General features: G+C 58.2%; 21 protein-coding genes. 6 read left to right on the top strand and 15 right to left on the bottom strand.

The window, feature by feature from the left end; genetic code table 11:
- Window positions 1-254: 254 nt before the first annotated feature.
- The 12 genes from IB267_RS32065 to IB267_RS32010 all read right to left on the bottom strand — a co-directional run bounded on the left by IB267_RS32065 (window position 255) and on the right by IB267_RS32010 (window position 13,199).
- The gene (locus tag IB267_RS32065) at window positions 255-1,559 is read right to left on the bottom strand and encodes a hypothetical protein (RefSeq protein ID WP_192451434.1); all 1,305 of its coding nucleotides are present in this window, start codon (window positions 1,557-1,559) and stop codon (window positions 255-257) included.
- Window positions 1,552-2,643: a hypothetical protein gene (locus IB267_RS32060; RefSeq protein ID WP_192451432.1), complete on the bottom strand. Its 1,092-nt coding sequence runs from the start codon at window positions 2,641-2,643 to the stop codon at window positions 1,552-1,554. Before IB267_RS32060 ends, IB267_RS32065 begins: the two co-directional genes overlap by 8 nt.
- Before the next feature lie 9 nt (window positions 2,644-2,652).
- The gene (locus tag IB267_RS32055; RefSeq protein ID WP_192451431.1) at window positions 2,653-3,915 is read right to left on the bottom strand and encodes a hypothetical protein; all 1,263 of its coding nucleotides are present in this window, start codon (window positions 3,913-3,915) and stop codon (window positions 2,653-2,655) included.
- Between the two features lie 14 nt (window positions 3,916-3,929).
- On the bottom strand, window positions 3,930-4,583 hold the full coding sequence (locus IB267_RS32050; RefSeq protein ID WP_192451430.1) for an ABC transporter ATP-binding protein: 654 nt from the start codon (window positions 4,581-4,583) through the stop codon (window positions 3,930-3,932).
- Window positions 4,580-5,461 carry an ABC transporter permease gene (locus tag IB267_RS32045; protein ID WP_192451429.1) on the bottom strand — a complete coding sequence of 294 codons (882 nt, stop codon included), beginning with the start codon at window positions 5,459-5,461 and terminating at the stop codon, window positions 4,580-4,582. Before IB267_RS32045 ends, IB267_RS32050 begins: the two co-directional genes overlap by 4 nt.
- 100 nt (window positions 5,462-5,561) lie before the next feature.
- Window positions 5,562-6,569, bottom strand: coding sequence for a hypothetical protein (locus IB267_RS32040; RefSeq protein ID WP_192451428.1), 1,008 nt, complete (start codon window positions 6,567-6,569; stop codon window positions 5,562-5,564).
- 92 nt (window positions 6,570-6,661) lie between these two features.
- Window positions 6,662-8,596, bottom strand: coding sequence for a glycosyltransferase (locus IB267_RS32035; RefSeq protein WP_192451427.1), 1,935 nt, complete (start codon window positions 8,594-8,596; stop codon window positions 6,662-6,664).
- A gap of 148 nt (window positions 8,597-8,744) precedes the next feature.
- Complete coding sequence (locus IB267_RS32030; protein WP_192451426.1) at window positions 8,745-9,557, bottom strand: sterol desaturase family protein; 813 nt, start codon at window positions 9,555-9,557, stop codon at window positions 8,745-8,747.
- An 81-nt stretch (window positions 9,558-9,638) separates the two neighbouring features.
- The gene (locus tag IB267_RS32025) at window positions 9,639-10,436 is read right to left on the bottom strand and encodes a 3-methyl-2-oxobutanoate hydroxymethyltransferase (protein WP_192451425.1); all 798 of its coding nucleotides are present in this window, start codon (window positions 10,434-10,436) and stop codon (window positions 9,639-9,641) included.
- A 48-nt stretch (window positions 10,437-10,484) separates the two neighbouring features.
- The gene (locus tag IB267_RS32020) at window positions 10,485-11,711 is read right to left on the bottom strand and encodes an NAD(P)/FAD-dependent oxidoreductase (RefSeq protein WP_192451424.1); all 1,227 of its coding nucleotides are present in this window, start codon (window positions 11,709-11,711) and stop codon (window positions 10,485-10,487) included.
- 48 nt (window positions 11,712-11,759) lie between these two features.
- A complete protein-coding gene (locus IB267_RS32015) occupies window positions 11,760-12,077 on the bottom strand; it encodes a MocE family 2Fe-2S type ferredoxin (protein WP_060583797.1) in 318 nt (105 codons plus the stop codon).
- A 30-nt stretch (window positions 12,078-12,107) separates the two neighbouring features.
- Window positions 12,108-13,199 carry a fatty acid desaturase family protein gene (locus tag IB267_RS32010; protein ID WP_192451460.1) on the bottom strand — a complete coding sequence of 364 codons (1,092 nt, stop codon included), beginning with the start codon at window positions 13,197-13,199 and terminating at the stop codon, window positions 12,108-12,110.
- 163 nt (window positions 13,200-13,362) lie between these two features.
- Between IB267_RS32010 and IB267_RS32005 the strand changes: the two genes are divergently transcribed.
- The gene (locus IB267_RS32005) at window positions 13,363-14,394 is read left to right on the top strand and encodes a LacI family DNA-binding transcriptional regulator (protein ID WP_192451423.1); all 1,032 of its coding nucleotides are present in this window, start codon (window positions 13,363-13,365) and stop codon (window positions 14,392-14,394) included.
- Between the two features lie 29 nt (window positions 14,395-14,423).
- Here IB267_RS32005 and IB267_RS32000 read toward each other — a convergent pair whose 3' ends face one another.
- Window positions 14,424-15,467, bottom strand: coding sequence for a capsular biosynthesis protein (locus IB267_RS32000; protein ID WP_192451421.1), 1,044 nt, complete (start codon window positions 15,465-15,467; stop codon window positions 14,424-14,426).
- Window positions 15,468-15,787: 320 nt separating this feature from the next.
- Between IB267_RS32000 and IB267_RS31995 the strand changes: the two genes are divergently transcribed.
- The 5 genes from IB267_RS31995 (at window position 15,788) to IB267_RS33810 (ending at window position 20,862) form a co-directional block, all read left to right on the top strand.
- Window positions 15,788-16,600 carry a TIM barrel protein gene (locus IB267_RS31995; RefSeq protein WP_192451420.1) on the top strand — a complete coding sequence of 271 codons (813 nt, stop codon included), beginning with the start codon at window positions 15,788-15,790 and terminating at the stop codon, window positions 16,598-16,600.
- A gap of 229 nt (window positions 16,601-16,829) precedes the next feature.
- Window positions 16,830-17,759 (top strand): sugar ABC transporter substrate-binding protein, encoded by a 930-nt coding sequence (locus IB267_RS31990; RefSeq protein WP_192451418.1) that lies wholly within the window; start codon window positions 16,830-16,832, stop codon window positions 17,757-17,759.
- Window positions 17,760-17,924: 165 nt separating this feature from the next.
- Window positions 17,925-19,466 carry a sugar ABC transporter ATP-binding protein gene (locus IB267_RS31985; protein ID WP_192451417.1) on the top strand — a complete coding sequence of 514 codons (1,542 nt, stop codon included), beginning with the start codon at window positions 17,925-17,927 and terminating at the stop codon, window positions 19,464-19,466.
- A gap of 34 nt (window positions 19,467-19,500) precedes the next feature.
- A complete protein-coding gene (locus tag IB267_RS31980) occupies window positions 19,501-20,526 on the top strand; it encodes an ABC transporter permease (protein WP_034800589.1) in 1,026 nt (341 codons plus the stop codon).
- A gap of 213 nt (window positions 20,527-20,739) precedes the next feature.
- Window positions 20,740-20,862, top strand: coding sequence for a hypothetical protein (locus IB267_RS33810; protein WP_255381084.1), 123 nt, complete (start codon window positions 20,740-20,742; stop codon window positions 20,860-20,862).
- A gap of 118 nt (window positions 20,863-20,980) precedes the next feature.
- Here the strand turns inward: IB267_RS33810 and IB267_RS31975 are convergent, their stop codons facing one another.
- On the bottom strand, window positions 20,981-22,360 hold the full coding sequence (locus IB267_RS31975; protein WP_192451416.1) for a sensor histidine kinase: 1,380 nt from the start codon (window positions 22,358-22,360) through the stop codon (window positions 20,981-20,983).
- Window positions 22,357-23,034, bottom strand: a complete 678-nt coding sequence (locus IB267_RS31970; protein WP_034800583.1) for a response regulator transcription factor — start codon at window positions 23,032-23,034, stop codon at window positions 22,357-22,359. Before IB267_RS31970 ends, IB267_RS31975 begins: the two co-directional genes overlap by 4 nt.
- Window positions 23,035-23,066: the final 32 nt, after the last annotated feature.

Raw genomic sequence — 23,066 nt, 5'->3', positions numbered from 1 at the left:
TTTGTCTCGGCCCAAATGCGCAACGGATCTGAAACTCTTGTGATGAGCCGCGGCCATGGAGCCCGAAAAGGGTTTAGGAGAATCAGTGCTGCAAAGCAACCGCACCGAAATCGTCTATTCCGGCAGGGCCAACTGCGGCTGCCTTCAACCGGCGGCACCAATACCTTCAATTTCCGTCGTTCTCCCTATTCTCATAAAGTGGCCCTGGTCCTCCGACGCTTGAAACATCAACCGAATTGACCACAATCGACATTTTAGCGACTGTCCAAGATGCTCGCCACGAGTAAGCTTCCGATCCCCCATGCAACCAAAAATCCCAGGAGAAAGACACTGGTATCTAGTACCACGCGCGGGTAAAGTGCCGCCTCCGGTAAAGCAGGTGGAACGACTACCAAAAGATAAAGTTGTTGTGACAGGAGCCTTCGGCGCGCGTCCTCGAAGCTTGTTCGCGAAAACTTATACATCTGTTCTGCGAACTCCTCCTGCAGCTTGAGGAGTTCGAATTCCCTTAGCGATTCTGAGACCGAATGCTTCCCATTCCCCGTAAGAAGCGCCTCAAGACGTTCGATCTGCCCTTTCAGAACGTCAACTCGGGTTCGTACAAATGTATCCCCGGGCCGCGCTGTCACTCCAATGTTTCCCGCCGTGGCGAGCCGGCTTTCGAGCTTTAATTGCTCCGAAGTCAAATCCGAGATGAGCGCTGTAATCTGCTTAGCAGATTCTATGGGATCTAAAGCGCCACTCCTTTGTTGGAATTCCAACATTTGGCTGCGGGCTGATGCCAATTCTCCAAGGGAGACCTCCATCTCCGCTTTCGCTAGTTTTTCGGCATCCACGCGGCTGCGCCGTGAAATCTCGTTTATTAAACGCTCGCTGGCGGCAATAATTTTCTGCGAAAGTCTTAGTGAATCATGAGGGTCGTATGCTCGAACTCGCAACGTTAGGATGTTCGAAAGCCCATCAACTGACACCGTTACTTGGTCCCGGAAATACTCTCGAATCCGCTCGATGTCTTTCTCGATATCTAAACGTGAGAACCAATCGATAGAGGGGCTTGAATAAACCTCAGCGAGTACGGACTTTCCACCAATATCCTCTATAAGTGAGCGACTTTTAATATAATCGTAAATTATCATAGAGTCTCTTGCAGACCCAATCGCTCCGCTCACGCCAATCTTTCTTAGCAGCGAGGCGGGACCACCAGACATATCTTTAGTTTCAGTCCCTGGCGCTTCTCGCACCACCATCTTGGCCTCGACCACGTAGACGTCCGACGCCCAAAGCGAATAATAGAGGAAAACAAAGAACGACGGCATGAATACAACACATAAGAAACTGCGCCAAAGCAATCCGCCTCCACCGGTTCCCACGTAGCTCTGGTGCCTCGCGCTACCCCAATCTTTATAGGAACCACGCAGGACGAGATTTGCGACACCCCTGACCCTGACATAGCTGCTCCTAGTGTGGACAGCATCCAATTTGGTGGGCTCGCCCCCTTCCGTTTTCCCAAGCTCTGTCAGGCGGCTTGAACCTTTGTTCGGCGCCAAAAATTTAAACATTGGCGCGACCTGCCCCAGTCAAAGCTGGCTGACCAGTAGCTCCCGCTTCTAACCCTGTTGCGACCGCCTCCTTTGCGAATGAATACAGCGCCAAGTCTTCGTCCAGTAAATCAGAAACCAATCCAACCTCTGAAAATATTCCTGCTAGTTCAGATGTACCTGAAATAACTTCTGGATTAGCGTTGGACATAACATCGTCGCCTAAGAATTGATTGACCATGTATCTATATTCGGCGAAGCGATCCCTGATACCCACCACATCGAAATATGAGAGACTATCGAGCGCCAGGCTTACGTTCCGACGTTGGAGCTCTTCGTTAGGCGTAGATCCAAATAATGAAACCATTGGCGAGCGGAGTAGTTTGCGAGCATCAGGAGTAATTTTGCGAAAGGATGCCAAAACTGACTTCCTGTCGCCAGGCTCTATCCCCTCTGCAAGAGACATGAGCGGACCAAATCGATCAGCGATCGCACCGACCTTTGTTGCACGGGGACTCTTCAGAATATATCTGAGCATCAGCAGCTTTTCCGCCAACTCCTCAAAAGGGTCTCGGAGCAGGGCTGCCGTAAAGAAAGATTGTTCTTTCAGCGCAGGTCCAAAGCGATTCCAATTCAGTTGCCCGCACATAAAGATTGAGCGCGCGTGGTTCATATTTATGATCGTATTGAGGGTCTCAAGAGAAAACCGCTCCGCAATTGGATAGCTATAAGAAAACCGTGATAGAAAGCTCCGAAAGAGCTTCCCCTGCGGGAAGGCGCTCGCGTCGGCGAACATAGCCTTCTTGGCTAGATGCCGTGTCTCAGTGATCCTGCGGTAAATCAGTAATCCGGTCGACATCTCATATATGCTAAGATCGGACAGTTCGGATAGGTAAGGAGCAATCCTGGAATCGAAGTGAAAGCCCGCCAACCCGGAGGAGTGGAGACCCAAATCCCGCAAATCTTGGCGCAACACATTTGCGCGCAGGAAGAGGTCTTGACAATCCGGAGCCCGCAAGACGAACTCTGGAATGTCTCCTGGGTTGTCAGGGATGAGCCAACCGGATATGGCCTCGCCAGTATCTATGTCTATATAAAAAAGCATCCCAATATCCTACGCCGTATGGTCCCGGACCAATGACGCGGCTCCCACAACTCCCCCCCACGCTAACCCCGACACAGCCAAAGAAACAAGTATCCAAAGGCCCCTCTTCGGGTAGAGTGGATCTTCGGCTAGTTTCGGCTTAACGTAGGTCAACAAATATGCTCGCTGCTTCTCCATTACCAGACGCGCACTCTCGAAGGCTGTGATCGCGGCTTCGTACTCGTTCCGCGCTATTTCGACTTCAAATTCCCGCTGCGCTAATTGCGTCGCACGGTCTGCAAGGTTTTTCTCCCCCATGCGGCTAGTTGCTGTAACCCCAGCCATTTGTGTTTCGTAGTTGCTTATCTGCTCCTTGAGTGCGGATGCTCGGCCTTCCAGGGCAGGAGTTTGGGGAGCGTTAGACGCATTATTGTCTCGCAATGAGCCGAGCTCAGTTTCTACCTTTGCAAGTTCGAGCTTGAGGCTCGTCACGATAGCGGAGTAGGACTTGGCGGCAAGGTTTACGTCCAGGATCCCCATTTCATTTCTTATGTCGCGAAGCGTCGCAACCGCTTTCTCAAGCGCGTGTTTCGCCAAATTCAACTCTGATCTTGCTTCACTCAGTCGTGTCTTCTCACTTCGTCTTGTTAGATCATTGACCGTCCGCTCGGAGATTTGCAGAACTGAGTTCAGAAGGTCCAAGCTCGACTCTGCCGAAAAGCTCTGTAAGCGCAAAGTAATAAGACCGGTATTCCGTTCTACGGTCACGTCTACCTGCTTCCTCCAAAACTTTATCAAGTCCTCGCGTGAAGCGTGCAGGCCAAGCTCAGAGAAAACGTCAATTGTACCGGGTGAGTACAATTTCCTCACATCAATCGTACGGCTTATCTCATCTAATATGGCGCCACTTCTCACGTACTCAGCGACCACAGAAGAATCATTGGACGGCCCCCCGCTCAAAAGGGACGAGAGCCCCCCCAACATGTCCGCCGAGTTGTCCCCGCTGGATCGTACCACGAGCTTCGCTTCTGATACAAAACGGTCAGAGGCGATGACACCAAAGTAGACAGCGCTAGCGATGCCTGGCATCACGAAAACTATCACAAAGCTTACTACTACAAACCACCGGAAAACCCTGTCACTCCGACGCGCCCTAAAGCCGCCGCCCCCACTGACATTCGGTTTTGGCGTCCTGGCGCGACGTGCGGCGCGTCTCAGCTCAAAGGAAATTGCTGTCGACTTTGCGACGGCGGCCTGCTGTGGTGCGTCCGTTTCACCGACTTGGAGCTCCATCGAGTCTCGCATGTTTATTGGTTCAACTTATTATAGAGCGCTATGGCATCATCGATATTGGAGTATTCGTACATCACGCCATGAGCCAACACGATTGCTCGAGTGCAATACTCCCGAATCGTCTCCATCGAGTGTGAAACCATAATAATATCAGACCGCTCACGGCGCGCGGCGAATTCTGCATGACAGCGCGCCTGAAAGCGGGCGTCCCCAACCGCGGTGACTTCGTCGATTAGGTAGCACTCAAAATCTATTGCCATCGATAAACCAAATGCCAATCGTTGTGCCATCCCTGAGGAGTACGTTCGATATGGTTCATCGATATATGCTCCAATTTCGGCAAAGTCCTCCACAAATTCGACCGCGCTTTTTGGGTTTTGACCGTAAAGGCGCGCTACAAACTGAACATTCTCGCGTCCCGTCATGGACGGATGCAATCCTCCAGAAAACCCGAGTGGCCACGAAACTCTAGCTCGCCTCCGAACCTTGCCCGAGTTCGGAAGCTCGGTGCCCGCCAGCATCCTCATCGTTGTGGACTTCCCGGCTCCATTGATACCCAGAATTCCGTAAGAGGTGCCTGGCTGGAAGTCGATGGAAACATGATCCAAGATCAGTTTGTTCCCACTCTTTGTTTTGAAATATTTGAAGACGTTGTCTAAACTTATCATCCGCTTAGCAACTTTCCGCGCAGGAAGCGTTCCCCCATCAATCCCAGCAAAAAACATATCAAAGTGGTCCAAATCAGGTACGACTTGGAGAGATTCTCGTCACCATATCCCTCGTAATACGCAGATCGGATCCACTCAACGCTGTGGAATAAGGGATTGAACCACATATAGTATTGGAGGTCTGGTGGCAAAAAAGACGGCGGAACGAACACGCCCGCCCCCATGTACATAATTACCATCAGCAAAACAAAAACTATATGCCACATACCAAACAGCGAGGCCATCACAACATTGACCAACCCCATTGCCAATGAAAGCAAAATTGTCGTCACAACTCCGGATGCAAGAACGAAGTTATCGAGCGGCATTAAATCCACGCCGATTGACGCACCCACAATGAATACCAATATTACCACGACAAAGGCGGTCATAAATTCAACGACAGCTCTTGCGATAATGATGTCGAACGTGGATAGAACCGGAAAGAGAAAGAGAGATCGGTTTAAATCAAGCGCAATTCCCATCATTCTCGCTGGATAAAGACATAGGATATACGGAAGAACGCCAGTGGATACGTAAACCGCTGGATCGCCACCGATCGGTGCCAAGCGGTTTACAAACGCCATTATCCCAACAAGTACAGATAGATGGACGAATGGCCACCCAATCGCGATAAGGTAACCCAAGTGTGACCGGCCGAAACGAGTTCGCATGTCGCGAAGAATCAAGGCGGTAACAATGTTCGCGCGAGAGGCAAGAGACCCCTTTGCCCCTTGAAAAAAAGGTTGCGTTTTGTCGGCCTCAGGCAATCCATTCGCTCCGCGTTGTGACGGCATTTGGGCGCTGGTCCCGCACGAGCCTTTCGTCTTATGTCTCATACTCTCATCGCCCCGCGCTATTTCACGAGAATGCGACTTCAATGTGTTGCGTCGTCCGAGAGGCCTAAAGAGGCAAACTCGGAACGCGATTGCGGCAACATTAGGCGTTTCTTCGCATCAAACTTCCGAGACCCCTATCCGCTGCCGCGGTCATTTGCAAGACTACAATCTTCGTTGCGTGTGCAAGCACCCTCCGGGTCTCTTGATCGTCAATAAGCTGCAAAATGTGGTGGCGCCAAACTTCTTCGACATATGGGAGCAGCAACTCGCGTGTGTCTGCAGAAGCACCGTAAACGGCTCCCTGCGAGAACATACCCGCTGCACCGTAACGGGCTACATCGATCCTTTTGGTGGGCGATCGACTGTCGTTCACATGCGAAGGAGCGAGTGGTACGAGCATAATATCGATGCGCCGAGCCTTCGCGTCAGCGACGTACTCCGTCCAAGGCAAAGGTTCCCGGATCCGCACCCGTTCTAAGCCCTGCCAAATTCGATTGGCACGCCGATCGGCAAATACCTCGAACCGAGCCTGAGGCCGTTCGCGCAGCACATCGGCAATTATTGGTCGAAGGAATTGATGTTCCGTGAGGTGGACCCCCGTCGCATGATAGCCGATCAAGACATCTCCGTCTGACTGACGATGCTGGTCTTCATCGCGCCCGCCCGCTTCCCAAAGTGGCTTCGGCGGTGCTGGCGGCAAGACCACGGCTTTGGCATCCGCGAGCCGTGAAGCTAGGTGCGGCGTCGAGGCCCAAACGAAATCCAGATGTCGGCTCAGTTCGCGGAGCGGCCAAAGAGCTAGGTAGCAGAGAGATAAGCGATAGAAGAAATTTGCGTCTTTGCCTGTTACAACCGCAGCGATGTCGTCGTCGAGAAACAGGCCCACACCGGAGAGGCGTTCAGCATTTTGTTCGATCCAGCGCAGAACCAATGGAGATGCATAGCGGCATAGGATGACTAAGGCCCCATCGGCTTCTAAGGCCAGTGCTTCGCCGCCACGAATATCGGCGACCTCATATGGCGGCATGTCCGGCGCATCAAGGCGGGCCGCGAGATAATAGTCGAAGGTGGGGTTCGGAATGCGACCAAAAACGATGATCCGCTTCACTGGCCGGCGAGGGCCTCCGTTAGAACCCGGCCGAAGTCGCGGCTGCGGCAATCGTCTTTCGATCCAGCCGGCCAACCGTTCGCGCAAACTCGTCAAGTGCTCGACCTCGGTGCCAAATTTCTCGGAAAGGCTTCAAGAACAAACTCTTCAGCGATGAGGGAGAGGTTCGGATTGTAGAAGGGGTCAGTTTTCAGGGTGTCGCCCCAGCGCTCATGCATGGCTCGCTCCTCCAGCGCAAAGCGCAGTCGCTTCTGTGGTGTATCGTCGGCACCGCGCGAAACGCTTTCTCTATGCAACATCGCCGCTGCCGGCGTCCAGACAACACGGAAACCCGCCTCGCGAACTTTCAGGCAATAGTCGACATCGTTGAACGCGACGGTCAGCTTTTCCTCGTCCATGCCGCCAAGGCGGCGCCAGAGCGTCTTGCGCGTCAGCAAACAGGCAGCAGTCACCGCCGACATGTCTCGGCGCTGCCTGAGAAGCCCCTTGTCGCCCCGTCCCTTCGGGTCAAGAAAGTGAAAGCTGTGCCGGGCGACCGTACCTGCACCGAGCGTAACTCCGCCGTGCTGAACGAAGCCATCCGGGAACAACAGTAAGTTGCCGACGGCTCCAACCGTCGGATCATCGAGCTCTCCCGCTAAATGCTCCAGCCATTGGGGACCGATCGGTTCCACGTCGTTGTTCAATAGGAGGATGAAATCGTGGCGTGCGGCATCAACGCCCATATTGCATGCCCGCGAAAAATTAAAGGTGCCCGGAAGCGGTATCCGGCGGATGAGGCCCAACTGCTCGTAGCGCTTAAATAGTTTGAACGTAGCGGGCTCGACACTTTCATTGTCAATCACGAGTACATCTAGATCCGCTGGCGCCGTGTGCTCAAAGAGCCCCTTCAGGCACGTCTCGAGCAAATCGGCTCTGTCGCGCGTCGGTATGATCACGCTGACTGACGGGCCTATCCGCTTCGGTTGAACTATTTTCGAGAAATCGCAGCTTCGGCGGCACGCCAGTCCTCGGTGCAGCAGTATCTCCGGAAGATGCATTATTTCCCGCGACTTTGCACGCACCACGGCAACCGCAATCTCGGCAGCCCGCGCATGTTCTAGGTCGATACCTTCAGGTATGTCGGATAGACGAAAAAGCGCTCCTTCAAGCGGAAGCCAGCCGGAGTCAGCCAGCGGTTCATTCCAGGCCGGCTTGAAGAAGGGCGCTAAGCGCCTTCCGCGTCGGTCGATAAGGTCTTCGTCGCAATAGACGACCGCTACATCGGCCGAGACGGCAAAAGGCTGGGCCAGCCTTTCCAGGGCATTCGCCGTAACGTGCATGCCAGCTGGTAGCCGAACCCAGAGTTGATCGTCGAGATTCTTGCCAGCCTTCACCATCTTGATCACGTCCCTCGCTGGAATCTCTCGAAAATCGCTCCAGGTCTGCGCCGCAAGCGACGCCCTGGTTTCGGCGACCACAGCGTCGTCGCCGTCTTCTATCGAAACGAGGATTTGCGGCCTGCCCGGCCAGTGGCGGGGATCGTCCCGGTTCGCGTGCTGCGCCGCCAGCGCCTGAGCTTCGATCCAGTCTTGATAATCAGGGGCAGAAAGCGCGTCGAATTGCCGAACGAAGCGAAACTCCGCTCCTTTCCTATTGCCTGCTAGGAAGAGCGAAACGATCTGCAGAAGGGCCAGCGTCCGCCGCAAGGCGATGAGAACCGCGACCTCGATCAACGACATCCGTCGGATCGTAATCTGCGGCTCAATCTCCGCCATGTTGTTTGCTGTAGCGTTATCGATGAGCAGGATCATGGCCTGCAACTGCACCGGCATCCAACCGTAAAATCGCCCGCGGCCACGTCTATCGATCAGGAACGAGCGAATTACCGTATCCGGCGTCCGGCCATCCCGCTTCAGCGCAATTCGCAGTCGCCGCCCGAGGCGATGATCGGGGTCGCGCACTAGTAGCTTGACCGGTCGGTCAGCGTAATGCCTCGCACCGTACTTCATCGCAACGCTGAATTCATCCTGCGATGGCTGGACCATCTGCTCCCATCCGTCAACCACCTGGAGCGGTTTCAAATCTCGCTCGAGCCATTCATTCGCAGAAAAGTCAATTGGAAACAACAATATCGATCGCCAAAGCAGTTCAGGTAGAGGTCTTTTGCAAGCGCTCCGCCGACACAAGAACGCTTCAGTCGGCCGTCGCCCCTTCAAGCGCCCCCGCTGCGCCTGCAGCCTTTCGCAGCTTTACAGCAGGTACCTCGCCTTCAAACGCCTCAACCCGCCGATCGTAGTTCGGCGCGACGGTCCCCAGCAAGCGATCCCAGAATGAGAAATAGTTAGCGTAGTTGTACTTGAATTCGGCGTGGTGCTGGTCGTGATAGGTCGTGCAAAGCATTGGCGAAGGATACCGCGCCGTGCGTGAGGCGAAGTATTCGAAGCCGGCGTGGCCGAAGGTGCCGTTGATCTGATCGAACAGCCGGTGGGCTAGGAGGATGATCGGCGGGAACGGCACAAGAAGCGTGATGACGGCGTAGTAGCCCTGGCTCATGGCGGTATCCACCAGGCCGATCGAATCGTTACTCCAGGCCGTCGGCGCGACACTACGGTGATGCAAGAGGTGGTACTTATAGAAGAGTTTGGTGTGCAGCAGCCGGTGGGCGAAATAGAACCAGGCGTCGAAGAGCACCATGCAGAGCACAAAGAGTGGGGCCGCCGTCCACCAGCTGAAGTCCCAGGTCGAAAACAGGGTCCAGCCCTTGTACTGGACAAAGAGGCCGATCGCGACCGATGTACAGGTAACGAGGATCGAGGCCATGCTCTGGCGGATCTCGAAGGCCTTGCGCTTCTCGCCGCGCCGCCCCTTCTGGATGCGGCGCTCGGGATTGCGGTCGTTCAGCCAGGTGATGCCGTAACCGAGGATAAAGTACAGCGCCACCGTCGCTGCGTAAATCGCAGCCAGCAAGCCGACAAAGGTGAGACTGTCCTGAAGAAGGGCGCTCAAATCGTGATCCGTCGCGGAAAGAAAAGTTGAACTGGCGCGTGGACTATACCAAGCCCCCTCTTCCGCGCAAGGCGTACAGCCTTAGCCGCGCTCAAGTTCAGCCAGAAATGCGCGCAATTCCGCGCCGTCAATGCCGACGAGATGCCCCTCTTGCGGGTAGCTGCCCGAGTGCACATCCTCGGCAAACTCCGAGAACGCGGCGATCCGTTCGCGCTGAAGCCGGTCGTATTCGGCGGCAAAGTTGCGATAGGTCTTGGCGTGGCGCGGCACGTGGCCGCGATTGCTTCCGAGCACGTCGGCGGCAAACAGATATTGGGCGTCGCAGCCTGACCCCGCTCCCATCGAAAGCATCAGCATCGAGGTTCTGGCACTGATTGGCGCCGCAACATCTCCCGGGACAACCTCGATTTCCGCCGCGAACGCGCCGGCTTCCTCGAGCGCCTTGACTTGCCGCCAAATCTCGATTGCGCTTTGCGCGGTCTTGCCGACGGCGCGAAAGCCGCCGGTCCAGGTGCACTTGGAAGGGATGAGACCCACATGACCGCAGACGGGAATGCCCTCCTCGCGCATCCGCCGGACGGTCGAAAGCCCGGCCGCACAATAGACCGCGTCGCCACCGGCCTTCAGCGCCTTGAAGGCTGCACGCATATAGTCTTCCGCGGCGACGTAGTCGCCGTATTCGAGGCCCGGAAAGGCAAAACAGGTCGGCGCCACCTCACGAAACTCCGGCCCCAGCAGCGCCGGCGGGACGGAGACGAGATCAATGCCGGCGGCTTCCGCCGCTTCGGCCTCATCCAGCGTTTCGACACGCAGCATGGTGAGCTGGCGCTTGCCCTTCATCGACAAAAGATCGGCAACTGTCGGACGGTGGCTTTTCATGAGAAGGCTCCGGAAATCATGGAAACAGGACGAGATTTGCTTCTCGCGCTAGGCGGCGAGGAGTGCTTTAAGCTTGGTTTCGGGCGAGATGAGCGCCTGCGGATCCGGCCGTTTTCGGGCTGCAATCAGCATTTCTGCAAGCCGAATGTCGCGCGCGACCGCATTGCCCGGTCCGATGCCGGAGGCCGCAAGCAGCCGACCGGTATCGTCGAGATGAAAAAGAATGAAGGCATCGTCGGTAAGTTCGCGCCGCACGGTCGTCGCAGCGCCGTCGGCAAGCCCTGCGATCTGCAGAGTCAGATCATACTGATCGGACCAGAACCACGGCAGGCTGGTGATCGCCTCTCCTGCGCCGAGCAGATTGCCGGCAACGAGCGTTCCCTGATCCTGCGCATTGCGCCACGCCTCAAGACGTATCCGGCGATCCCCATAGTGACAGAGCGGGAACGAGCAGCAATCGCCGGCGGCATAGATATCCGGATCGCTGGTTTGAAGTGTTGCGTTGACGGCAATGCCGTTCTCGATCGAAAGGCCGGCGACGGCTGCGATCTCCGTGTTCGGGACCGCGCCGATACCAACGACGGCGAGATCGGCCTCGATTGTCTCGCCGCCGGCCAGGACGACGCGCGCGCAGCTCCCATCCGCTTCGATACGTTCGATCTTCGCACCGCATCGTATATCGACGCCTTCTGCGTGATGCCGCGCGGCAACGACCGCCGCAATATCCTCCGGCACGCCGCGCGAAAGAATGCGCGGCAACCCTTCGATAAGCGATACGGCAGCACCGAGCCGGCGCGCCGTTGCGGCAAGCTCCAGACCGATGAAGCCACCGCCGATGATCGCAAGCTTGCGGCCGGGCGAAAGTTCGCGGCGGATCTCTTCAGCATCGGCATGGGTTCTGAGCGTGCGGATGCGGCGTGGCGCCTCATCCATACCGTCGATAGTTCGGGCTCGCGCACCGGTCGTCAACAAGAGGAGGTCATAGGCGATGCTGCTTCCGTCTGCGAGCGTCACGCGCTTTTCGGCGCGATCGATGGCCATGACCCGGGTATCCGTCAGCACTTCGATCGCTGCCGCCGCGTAGCGCTCGGCATCGGCGACATATTTCGGCGGGACCTCTGCCTCGAGACCATCCTTCGAAAGAGGCGGCCGCTCATAGGGAAGATGCGGTTCCGCGCCGATCAGTGTGATCTTGCCGTCGTATCCCTTTTCCCTGAGGGCAAAGGCGGCCCTTGCGCCACATTCGCCGGCGCCCACGATGACGATGGAACCCATCTCAACCTCCCTGCCCGCCGCGGCGGCCCAATCTTATCGAGAACGGCTTCAGCCGAGCGCGATGAATACGCTTCCCGCCTCGACCTTCACGGGATAGGTCTTCAGGTTGACGCACACGGGAGCGCCCTTGGCCTGACCGGTCTTGTAGTTGAAGCGGCCGTTGTGCTTCGGACATTCGATGATGTCGTCCATCACGAGGCCATCGGCGAGATGGATGTGCTCGTGGGTGCAGAGCCCATCGGTGGCAAAATACTCATCGTCGGGGCTGCGGTAGACCGCAAAGGTGCGTCCGTCGTGATCGAAGCGGATGACATCTTCCTCGTCGATTTCGTCCGCTGCGCAGACTTCAACCCAGTTTCCGCTCATGATTTCCTCCCGTTTCCTGGCATTCGTTGATTATTCGGCTGCGTGCACGATCGCATCGCTGTGAAATTCTTCCCGGTAGGGCTTTGCCGTCGCCGGCAGCTCGCGCTTCAGGAAGTAATCTTCGTTCCGCAACTGCCGCAGAAAGGCCGGGATCATTTCGCGGTAGCCGTGAAGCATCGACGGGTTCGGTTCCGGTAGATCATGCTTGATCATGGCGTGCAGCTTCGGCAGCGCGTGATAAGGCACCATCGGGAACATGTGGTGTTCCACATGGTAATTCATGTTCCAATAGACGAAGCGGCTCACCGGGTTCATGTAGACGGTGCGGCTGTTCAGCCGATGGTCGGTCACGTTGTCGGCAAGACCGCCATGCTGCAGCAGCCCGGTCAGCACGTGGTGCCAGGCGCCATAGAGCCTGGGCAGACCGATCAGCATCAGAGGCAGGATCGAACCGAGATAGAAACAGGCGGCAATCGTCGCGGCATAGATCGCAAACCAGATGCGCGCGACCAGGATCGCCTTCGGCTGCTCCATTTCAGGGATGAAAGTCGCTTCCTCGGCGCTGATTATACCGAACGTGTTGCGCACCATATCGATCATCGCGTGCCAGACATCGAGCACGCCAAAGAAATTGAGGACGAGGCGAAGGAGATCCGGCGGCCGCATGACGGCAATTTCGGGATCCCGGCCGACGATCACCGTATCCGTGTGGTGGCGCGTGTGGCTCCAACGCCAGGTGACGGGATTGCGCATGATCATGAAGCAGGCGATCTGGTAGACGGCATCGTTCATCCACATCGTCTTGAACGCCGTGCCGTGGCCGCATTCGTGCCAGCGGCTGTCGGAGGCCGAACCGTAGAGAACGCCATAGGCAAGGAAGAACGGGACCGCCCACCACGTGCCCCAGAAGATGATGCCGAGTGCACCGAACAGAACGAGACAGCCGAGCCAGATCGCGGTATCGCGAATGGCCGGTCCATCCTCGCGCTTCATCAGCTCCTTCATCTGCTTGCGCGGAATGTAGGTGTGGTACCACTCCGCAGCCGAGAGACCGTTGGCGACGGCCGCCTGGGCATCTCGGCCAAGCAGGCTGTAGTCTCGCTTCGTCGGCATCATCGTAATTTGCGCTCCTCCCGCGGTCCGGTCCGATCCGGCCGGCGACGTCTCATGTCGTGCAATGACGATAGGTTGACTTTTGCCAAGCCTCAATGCAGCAATGATATATTCTCTCAAATGATGTCATCATTCGCATTTCACGCGTGATGCAAACCTATCAGGAGACGCAATGAGCAACCGTCCGACCATTGCCGACCTTGCGCGCACTGCCGGCGTCAGTGTCGCCACCGTCGACCGCGTACTCAACGGGCGCCACCCCGTGCGGGAAGAGACCGCGCGCCGCGTCTATGAGGCTGCCAAATCAATCGGCTATCACGCCGTGGGCCTGATCCGGCAGCGCGTCTTTGAGGACCTGCCGCAATACAGGCTTGGTTTCGTGCTGCAAAAGCCGGAGCAGGCTTTCTATCAAACAGTCGCGAAGGAAATCGAAAACGCGGCACTGTCGCTTTCGCATGCCCGCGTCTTCGCGCAGGTCGACTTCGTCGCAAATTCCACTCCATCGGCCATAACGGAGAAGCTCCGGGCCGCCGCGGCGCGCAACCAGGCCATTGCGCTCGTCGCTCCCGATTACCCGGCCGTGACCACCGCGATCGAGGAACTCAAGGAACGCGGCATCCCCGTCTTCTCCCTGCTATCGGATTTTGCGGCTGGCGTCCGTGAAGGTTATGTCGGCCTCAACAATCACAAGGTCGGCCGCACAGCCGCGTGGATGATCACCAAGGCGGCCAAGCGCCCCGGCAAGGTCGCTGCCTTCGTCGGCAGCCACCGCTTTCTGGGCCACGAGCTTCGGGAGATTGGCTTTCGTTCCTATTTTCGCGAGCACACGCCTGATTTCGAAGTGCTGGATACGATGGTCAACCTCGACACCGCCCAGATCACCCATGAAGCGACACTCAATCTGCTGCAGCGCCACCCGGACCTGATCGGTTTTTATGTCTGCGGTGGCGGTATGGAAGGGGCGATCTCGGCAATCCGCGAGGAAAAGCTTGAGGGGAAACTGATCGCTGTCGTCAACGAGCTGACACCGGATTCCCGTGCGGCCCTTGGCGACGATGTCGTGACACTGGCGATATCGACCCCGACGGCAGCCCTCGCCCGCGAAACGATCAACCTGATGATCCAGGCGATCGACAAGGGCCCGACCGGGGCGCCGGGGCAAACCTTCTTGCCGTTCGACCTCTTCACACCGGAAAATATCTAGGCAGCTGGTGGTTCGTGAGAATGACGGCGCTACGCTTCGCGCCGCGTCTGTGCAATTTCTTTCACAAGGTAGTCAATGGCCGCCAGTGTATCCAACTGCACCCATGTCTCAGGATGGCGATACACTGGATAGAGACTTAAAGCTGCAAAGGTGAGTTGATCGAGCGTTGGGCGCGCCGCCGACCTGCGACGCAAGGTGCTTTGCGAAGCATTGCCCGATCGGTCGTCGGTAAGACCCCAGCCTGCATAAAACGGCGTTGCATAGCAACGGACAGGCAATCCCCGCAAAAGCGCATCGAAGCCCATTTGGCTGGACACCGTCCAGACCTCATCGACGATTTCGAGGATTGAGGCGGCAGAGACCTTGTCCGCCATCAAGATGATCCCGGGCGTTTTGGCAGCCCGCTCTGTCATGTAGCCGCGCCTATGGCCGGCGATCACATCTGGATGTGTCCGAACAACGCACTGAGCGCCGCTAGCGAGGGCATCATCCAACATCCGATGAAAGGACGCCGGCGATCCGAGCGCCTTTGCAACGGAAACATCCCCGTACACTTGATCCACGAGCAGCACCCTGCGCCGGTTAGTGCGTTCAATGCGCGGACTATGGTGGGGCAAGCTGTTGTATTTAGAAAGCTTGTTCGCCACCAAGGCCTCCCGGATGGCGGCGCCCGTGTTTGTGAACTCCGTACGACCCGCTTCGGCGATCAACAACTCTAGACGCGAGGCACGACCCGCTTCGACCGGAAGCGCTTTGTCGTCGATAACAATCGAAATCGGCACACTGCCTTCCTTGCCCAGACCCACGGAGCGTAGAAAGCCATCTTCGAGGTGCCAATGCGGCAGACCTCTGAGGCGTGCAATACGGATAGCTGCCTTTGCCGGCAACCGACCGCCCCAAGAGACGATCCCGTCGAGTGAAGATGACAGCGTCGAATGAAGCGGCGCATCCCCGAAGTAGTTCCGCAGCCAGGGGAATGCCTGCTGCACGAAAAAGGATGCCCCTATTCTGGAACCCCATCTCGGGTGCCAGGGGCGCGTTGTTTCTGGCGATACTTCGTCCAGCTCGTTCATCCCTTTGTCTCAAGCCGCTAAAATTCTCAACTTCGTCCGGCCAAAAACCATCTCCCCTTCAGAAATGCAATTGCCAACTCGAACCAGGAGCGATCGGAGATCTCTTAACCACTAGGAAGCATGTCAGAGAGAATTTGGTACCCACGCAGAAATGAAAGACTTCCATCACCGACGAAAGACAATCTTGCAGCAATGCAAGGCCTTTGAGTGTTGCGCGCTTTGACTGCGCTCCAGCAGTTGGTGAATTGTCCGCAAGGTTATAAATGGAATGAACGTTCCATTTATAACCTTTGGCCCATCCCCCTGGAGGAGACATTCCCGTGACCGCCCTGCCCTTCGCCCTCAACCACATGACGACGCCGAACCTGCCGCTTGGTGCCTTTTTCGAACTCGCCAGATCCCTCAGCATTTCATCCGTCGAAATCCGCAACGATCTCACGGACAACGCCATCCTCGACGGCACGCCGGCGAAGGATGTCGCCGCCCTCGCCGGCCGTCACGGCATCACGATCATCTCGATCAATGCCCTTCAACGTTTCAACGAATGGAACGAGGCGCGTCAGGTCGAAGCCGAAGAACTGATCGCCTATGCGCGCGACTGCGGCGCCAAAGCCCTTGTCCTCGTTCCCGTAAACGACGGCACGGGCCAGGCCGATGGCGAGCGCCAGGCAAATCTTCGCAAGGCTCTGTCGGCACTGAAGCCGATGCTCGAAAAGGCCGGAATCATCGGCCTCGTCGAACCACTCGGCTTCGAGATCTGCTCGCTGCGCTCGAAGACCGAGGCTGTTGAGGCAATCAAGGCAGTCGAGGGTGTGAAGACCTTCCGCCTGGTGCACGACACGTTTCACCACCACCTGGCCGGCGAACATGCAATCTATCCCGAGATGACCGGTCTTATCCACATTTCCGGCGTCACCGATGAACGCGTGGCTGTGTCGGATCTGCGTGATGCGCACCGCGTTCTCGTCGATCAGAGCGACCTGCTCAACAACGTTGGACAGATTCGGCGCCTACGCGAGGCGGGCTATGCAGGGCTACTCTCCTTTGAGCCATTCGCCGCCGAAGTCCACGGATTGGCAGATCCCGCCGCCGCGGTGGGCCAGAGCATGGATTACATCAGAAGCCATATCTAAGCGCCCCTCGCGCGAGGCGCGCAAATCAACAGCGGGCGCCGCATCAGGCCTTGACGGCGCCCATATAAAATGGAATACATATTCCGTAATCGCAATTCACTGGTTCGTTTATTCCGTTTTATTCGAAAGCGCAGCGGGAGTGCCGCTTTTGAAATGAATGAGCGCAATCCGGCATTGCGTCCCCGGCAGGAGAAGGTGTCGCCGGGCACCATTGTGGAGGAGAAAGACAATGAAGAAACTCGTGCTCAGCACAGCGCTGGCGCTGATGATGTCCACTGCAGCCCACGCCGAGACCATCGGCGTATCCATGGCCCTTTTCGACGACAACTTCCTGACGGTCTTGCGAAACGGCATGTCTGACTACGCCAAGACGCTTGATGGCGTCGAACTGCAGATCGAAGACGCGCAGAACGACGTCTCTAAACAGCAGAGCCAGATCCAGAACTTCATCGCCGCCGGCGTGACCGCGATCATCGTCAACCCGGTTGATACCGATGCGACGGCTGCCATGTCGAAGATCGCCGCGGATGCCGGCATCCCGCTCGTCTACGTCAACCGCGAACCGGTCAACGTTGACACGCTGCCGGAAAAGCAGGCTTTCGTGGCATCGAACGAGCAGGAATCCGGCACGCTGCAGACGCAGGAAATCTGCAAGATGCTCGGCGGCAAGGGCAAGGCCGTCGTGATGATGGGCGAACTGTCCAACCAGGCGGCCCGCATGCGCACCAAGGACATCCACGACGTGCTTGCCACCGACCAGTGCAAGGGCATTGAGATCGTCGAGGAGCAGACCGCCAACTGGTCGCGTACGCAGGGCTCGGACCTGTTGACGAACTGGCTTTCGGCCGGTCTTGAGTTCGACGCCGTCATCTCCAACAACGACGAAATGGCGATCGGCGCGATCCAGGCGCTGAAGGCCGCCGGTCGTTCGATGGACAGCGTCGTCATCGGCGGCATCGACGCAACGCAGGACGCTCTGGCGGCCATGGCCGCCGGCGATCTCGACGTCACAGTGTTCCAGAACGCCGCCGGCCAAGGCAAGGGCTCGGTCGACGCCGCACTGAAGCTTGCAAAGGGCGAACCGGTGGACAAGAAGGTCTACATTCCCTTCGAGCTCGTTACCAAGGACAACCTCGACAAGTACCAGGCGAAGAACTGATCGCCGCAATCGAGAGCGCGGGAACCCCGCGCTCTCGTTCAAAAATTGCAGGTCCGACCGCAAATCTCTGCGTCTATTGGATGCCGTACGCGGTAAAATGGGCTGGTTACCCGCCAGCGATGAGGACTTTCCGCGACAGCCGGAAACGACGGGGAGGCAAGGAACATGACGCTCAGTCCGACAACGATGGCAGCCGTGCGCGCCAGCGGCGCCGTACCGAAGGCCGAATATCTTCTTTCTGCAGAAGGCATCCGCAAGGAATTCCCGGGTGTCGTCGCACTCGACGACGTCGAGTTCAAGCTGAAGCGCGGTACTGTCCACGCACTGATGGGCGAAAACGGCGCCGGCAAGTCGACGCTTATGAAGATCCTCGCCGGCATCTACACGCCCGACAAAGGTGACGTGAAGCTTAAAGGTGCCGAAATCCGGCTGAAGTCGCCACTCGACGCCCTCGAAAACGGCATCGCCATGATCCATCAGGAGCTGAACCTGATGCCGTTCATGACGGTCGCGGAAAACATCTGGATCCGGCGGGAACCGAAGAACCGCTTTGGCTTCGTCGATCACGGCGAGATGAAGCGCATCACCGCCCGCCTCTTTGATCGCCTGAAAATCAAGATCGATCCTGAAATCGAAGTGCGTCACCTGTCGGTGGCCAACCGCCAGATGGTCGAGATCGCCAAGGCGGTCTCTTACGAATCCGACGTCCTGATCATGGACGAGCCGACGTCTGCCCTGACCGAGCGCGAAGTCGCGCACCTCTTCGAAATCATTCGCGACCTGCGCGAACAGGGCATCGGTATCGTCTACATCACCCACAAGATGAACGAGCTGTTCGAGATCGCCGACGAGTTCTCGGTTTTCCGCGACGGCAAGTTTATCGGCACCCACGCCTCAAGCGACGTTACCCGCGACGACATCATCCGCATGATGGTTGGTCGCGAGATCACCCAGATGTTTCCGAAGGAGGAAGTGCCGATCGGCGACGTTGTCCTGTCGGTCAAGAACCTGGCGCTTGACGGCGTCTTCCGCGACGTCTCCTTCGACGTGCGCGCCGGCGAAATCCTCGGCATTGCCGGCCTCGTCGGCTCCGGGCGCTCGAACGTCGCCGAAACCCTGTTCGGCGTAACGCCGGCAAGCTCCGGCACGATTTCGATCGACGGCAAGCCCCTTTCGATCGACAGCCCGAACAAGGCGATCAGGAACCGCATGGCGTTTCTCACCGAAGATCGCAAGGACACCGGCTGTCTCCTGATCCTCGATATTCTCGAAAACATGCAGATCGCCGTGCTTCAGGACCGCTTCGTCAAGGGCGGCTTCGTCACCGAAAAACAGGTCACCGCGGCCTGCGAAGAGATGAGCCGAAAGCTGCGGGTCAAGACGCCGAACCTGCAGGAGCGCATCGAGAACCTGTCGGGCGGCAACCAGCAGAAGGTGCTGATCGGCCGCTGGCTGCTCACCAATCCGCGCATCCTGATCCTCGACGAGCCGACACGCGGCATCGATGTCGGCGCCAAGGCGGAAATTCACCGTCTCGTCACCGAACTCGCGCGCAACGGCGTCGCCGTCATCATGATCTCTTCGGAGATGCCCGAGGTGCTCGGTATGAGCGACCGCATCATGGTCATGCACGAGGGCCGCGTCACCGGCTTCCTCGACAGGGCGGAAGCAACCCAGATCAAGGTCATGGAGCTCGCCGCGAGCTGAGCGAAGAGCCACCCGACGAAAGGGAGGAATGAAAATGGATACCAATGTCGCCGCACAGGGCGCGAGCGCACCGCTCTCAGGGACAAGGCGCCGCTTGCCGCCTGAATTCAACATCTTCCTGGTCTTGATCGGCATCGCGCTGGTCTATGAGATCCTCGGCTGGATTTTCGTCGGCCAGAGCTTCCTCATGAACCCGCAGCGCCTGACGATCATGATCCTGCAGGTTTCGGTGATTGGCATCATCGCCGTCGGCGTCACCCAGGTCATCATAACGGGCGGCATCGATCTTTCCTCCGGTTCCGTCGTCGGCATGACGGCGATGATTTCGGCAAGCGTCGCCCAGGCCTCCACCTGGCCGCGCGCGCTCTATCCGTCCTTGACCGATATGCCGGCGATCGTCCCGATCGGGCTTGGCATCGGCATCGGGCTACTCGCCGGCTTTATCAACGGCCAGCTGATTGCCCGTACGAAGATCCCACCCTTCATCGCCACGCTCGGCATGATGGTTTCGGCACGCGGCATTTCCAAGTGGTACACCAAGGGCCAGCCGGTCTCAGGTCTCACCGATCAGTTCAACTTCATCGGAACCGGCATCTGGCCCGTCATCGTCTTCCTGGTCGTCGCGCTCATCTTCCACATCGCGCTGCGCTACACCCGCTACGGCAAGTTCACCTATGCGATCGGCGCCAATGTCCAGGCAGCCCGTGTCTCCGGCATCAATGTCGAGGCGCATTTGATCAAGGTTTATGCCATTGCCGGCATGCTGGCGGGGCTGGCTGGTGTCGTCACTGCCGCCCGTGCCCAGACCGCACAGGCCGGCATGGGCGTTATGTACGAACTGGACGCGATCGCCGCGACCGTTATCGGCGGAACCTCGCTGACGGGTGGCGTCGGCCGGGTCACTGGCACAGTCATCGGCACCATCATCCTTGGCGTCATGACCTCAGGCTTCACCTTCCTTCGGGTCGACGCCTACTACCAGGAAATCGTCAAGGGCCTGATCATCGTCGCGGCTGTCGTGATCGACGTCTATCGACAGAAGAACCGCAAGAAGGCCTGAGTCCTAAAAGCAATACTCTCCTCCCAGTGAAGCCAACTGGCCGGGATGACGAAAGTCATCCCGGCATTTTATTTTGTTGAGAAGGCTATATCGCCAGGCTCAGGCCGTTTTCCACATATGCTTGGCGCGCAGGGCTGCCCCGGCGCACGCGCTCTGGCAAGATCCTTGGCGATGCACTATAAGAGAGGCGTTCAAAACTATTGGAGACTTCCCATGTTGTCGCAGCGCAAGCTTGCGAGCCAGTTTCAGCCGCGTTTCGTTCTTCAGCTTTGGAACGCGATGCTGCGGGTACAGACCCGCGAGACAGCTTCCTTCTTCGGCCACCGCGGCCGCTAAGCAAGACCCCAAAAAACCTGAATTGCCCCAGCCCTGTGAACGTGTCGGCTGACCGCTCGCAGATGGCTTTCGCTTAACCGGCCCGCATTTGGCGGCGCCGGGTTGAGCCTATTCGTGCTTAGCCCGCTGGAAAGCGGATGGTCACCTTGAGGCCGCGGCCGTCAGCCCCCTCGCTGAGGCTGGTCGTCGCGCCATAAAGCTCGGCAATTTCTTCGACGATCGGCAGTCCGAGCCCTGAGCCGGGCGCGTCACTGCCGCCACGCTCGAAACGCCTGAGCACCGTCTCGTGCAATTCCGGCCGAATGCCGGGTCCGTTATCCTCCACCTCCAGCGACACCGAAACCTCCCGCGCAAAGACACGGCTCGTCACTTCCGCACCGCGGCCGGCATAAAGCAGCGCGTTGCCGATCAGGTTCTTGAGGAGTTCACCGATGAGCAACGGCTCGGCGCGGATGAAAGCCTCACCCTCACCGTCAAAGCCGAGATCGATATCCGCGTCTCCAGCCGCCGGCACATGCTCTGCCGTTATCTCCCGCACCAGTTCGACCAAATCGATGCGCTCGAGCGAACCGGTTTCGTCCTTGCCGGCAGCGTCGATCTTCGCCAACAGCAGCAACTGCCCCAGAATGCGCTCGGCATTGGCGACCGCCTCGTCGGCCTTTTTCACAGCACTTCGCGTCTCCTCGATCGAGCCGGCGCGTTGCGCCAGGGCGAGCTGCGTGCGCATAATGGCGAGCGGCGTGCGCAGCTGGTGGCTGGCATTGCCGGTGAAATTGCGAAGCGCATCGAGCGCCGACTGCAAGCGCCCCATGAAGGAATTGACCGTATCGACGAGACCCTGGACTTCGTTCGGAACACGCTCGCCGATCGGATGCAGATCATCCGGACTGCGCTCCGAGATCGCGTCACCCAGCCTGTAGAGCGGGCGCAAGGAAAAGGTAACCGCGATCCAGACGATCACCGCCGCACCGGCAATCATCATGCCGAGGCGGAGCGCCGAGCGCACCAGGATCGTCTGCGCCAGATGTCGGCGCGCGATCGTCGTTTCGGCAACCGTGACCACGAAGGGCACGGAATTGATGCCGGTTGACGCGGAGCGGCGAAGGGCGGCAATGCGGATCGGTTCGCCGCGGAAGATCGAATCCGCAAAGGTGGTCGATGCGCCGGGCTCCTCCGCCAGTGAGGGCAACGTCTGGTAGCCGGTGATGAACTGGCCGGGCGGCCCGTCGACCCGGTAGAACACCCGGTCCTGCGCGGCCGACGTCAGCATTTCCAGCGCGACATAGGGGATGTCGACTTCGAGCGATCCGTCTTCCGCCACGACCACGCGCTCGGCGATTGCCAGCGCCGAGCCGGCAAGCACCCGATCGGAAACGACGTTGGCGGTCGTCACGGCCTCCCGATAGGTATCCGTCAGCGCGATGACCCCGATCACCACCGTCGAGATCAACAGCCAGCCAAGCAGGCGCCGGCGGAGGGAATAGACCGTCGTCCTCATTCCGGCCCGGCCGCCTTATCGAGATAGTAGCCGATGCCGCGGGCGGTGCGCACGGTCAGCCCATGCGGCGCGAGCCGCTTGCGCAGCCGGCTGACATATTGCTCGATCGCGTTGGAGCTCAAGTCGTCGTCGAAGCCGGTCAACGACTGCATGATCGCATCCTTGGCGACCACCTTGCCGGCACGCATGAACAGAAGCTCGAGAAGTCCGAGCTCGCGCGCCGGGATCTCGATCGGCGCGCCGCCGGACGAGAAGCTGCGGGTGTTGAGATCGAGCGACACATTGCCGTAGCTGACGGTCGAGGCCCTGAGGCCCGCCTGACGACGCAAGAGCACGCGCACGCGCGCTTCGAGCTCGCCGACGTCGAAAGGCTTGATCATGTAGTCGTCGGCGCCGAGGTCGAGCCCCTTGATCCGCTCTTCGGGCGCGCCCCTTGCCGTCAGGATCAAGACCGCGGCGCGGTTCTGGCGAGCACGCATCGCCCTCAGCACATCGAGGCCATCCATTTCCGGCAGATTAAGATCGAGAATGACGAGATCGAACGTTTCGGTGGCGGCCACCGCATGCGCCGACGCACCGTCACTGACAACGTCAACGGCATAGCCACTGCCGCGCAAGATCGCCGACAGGCCCTCGGCCAGGTCCTGGTTGTCCTCAACAAGCAAGATACGCAATTATCATCACTCCCCCGACCACCTTATCCGCC

The sequence above is a fragment of the Ensifer sp. ENS09 genome (genome assembly GCF_014852425.1).
In the GTDB taxonomy this organism is placed as follows: domain Bacteria; phylum Pseudomonadota; class Alphaproteobacteria; order Rhizobiales; family Rhizobiaceae; genus Ensifer.
The sequence above is the reverse complement of the archived record's forward strand: the minus strand, read 5'-3'. Positions and strand labels throughout refer to the sequence as shown.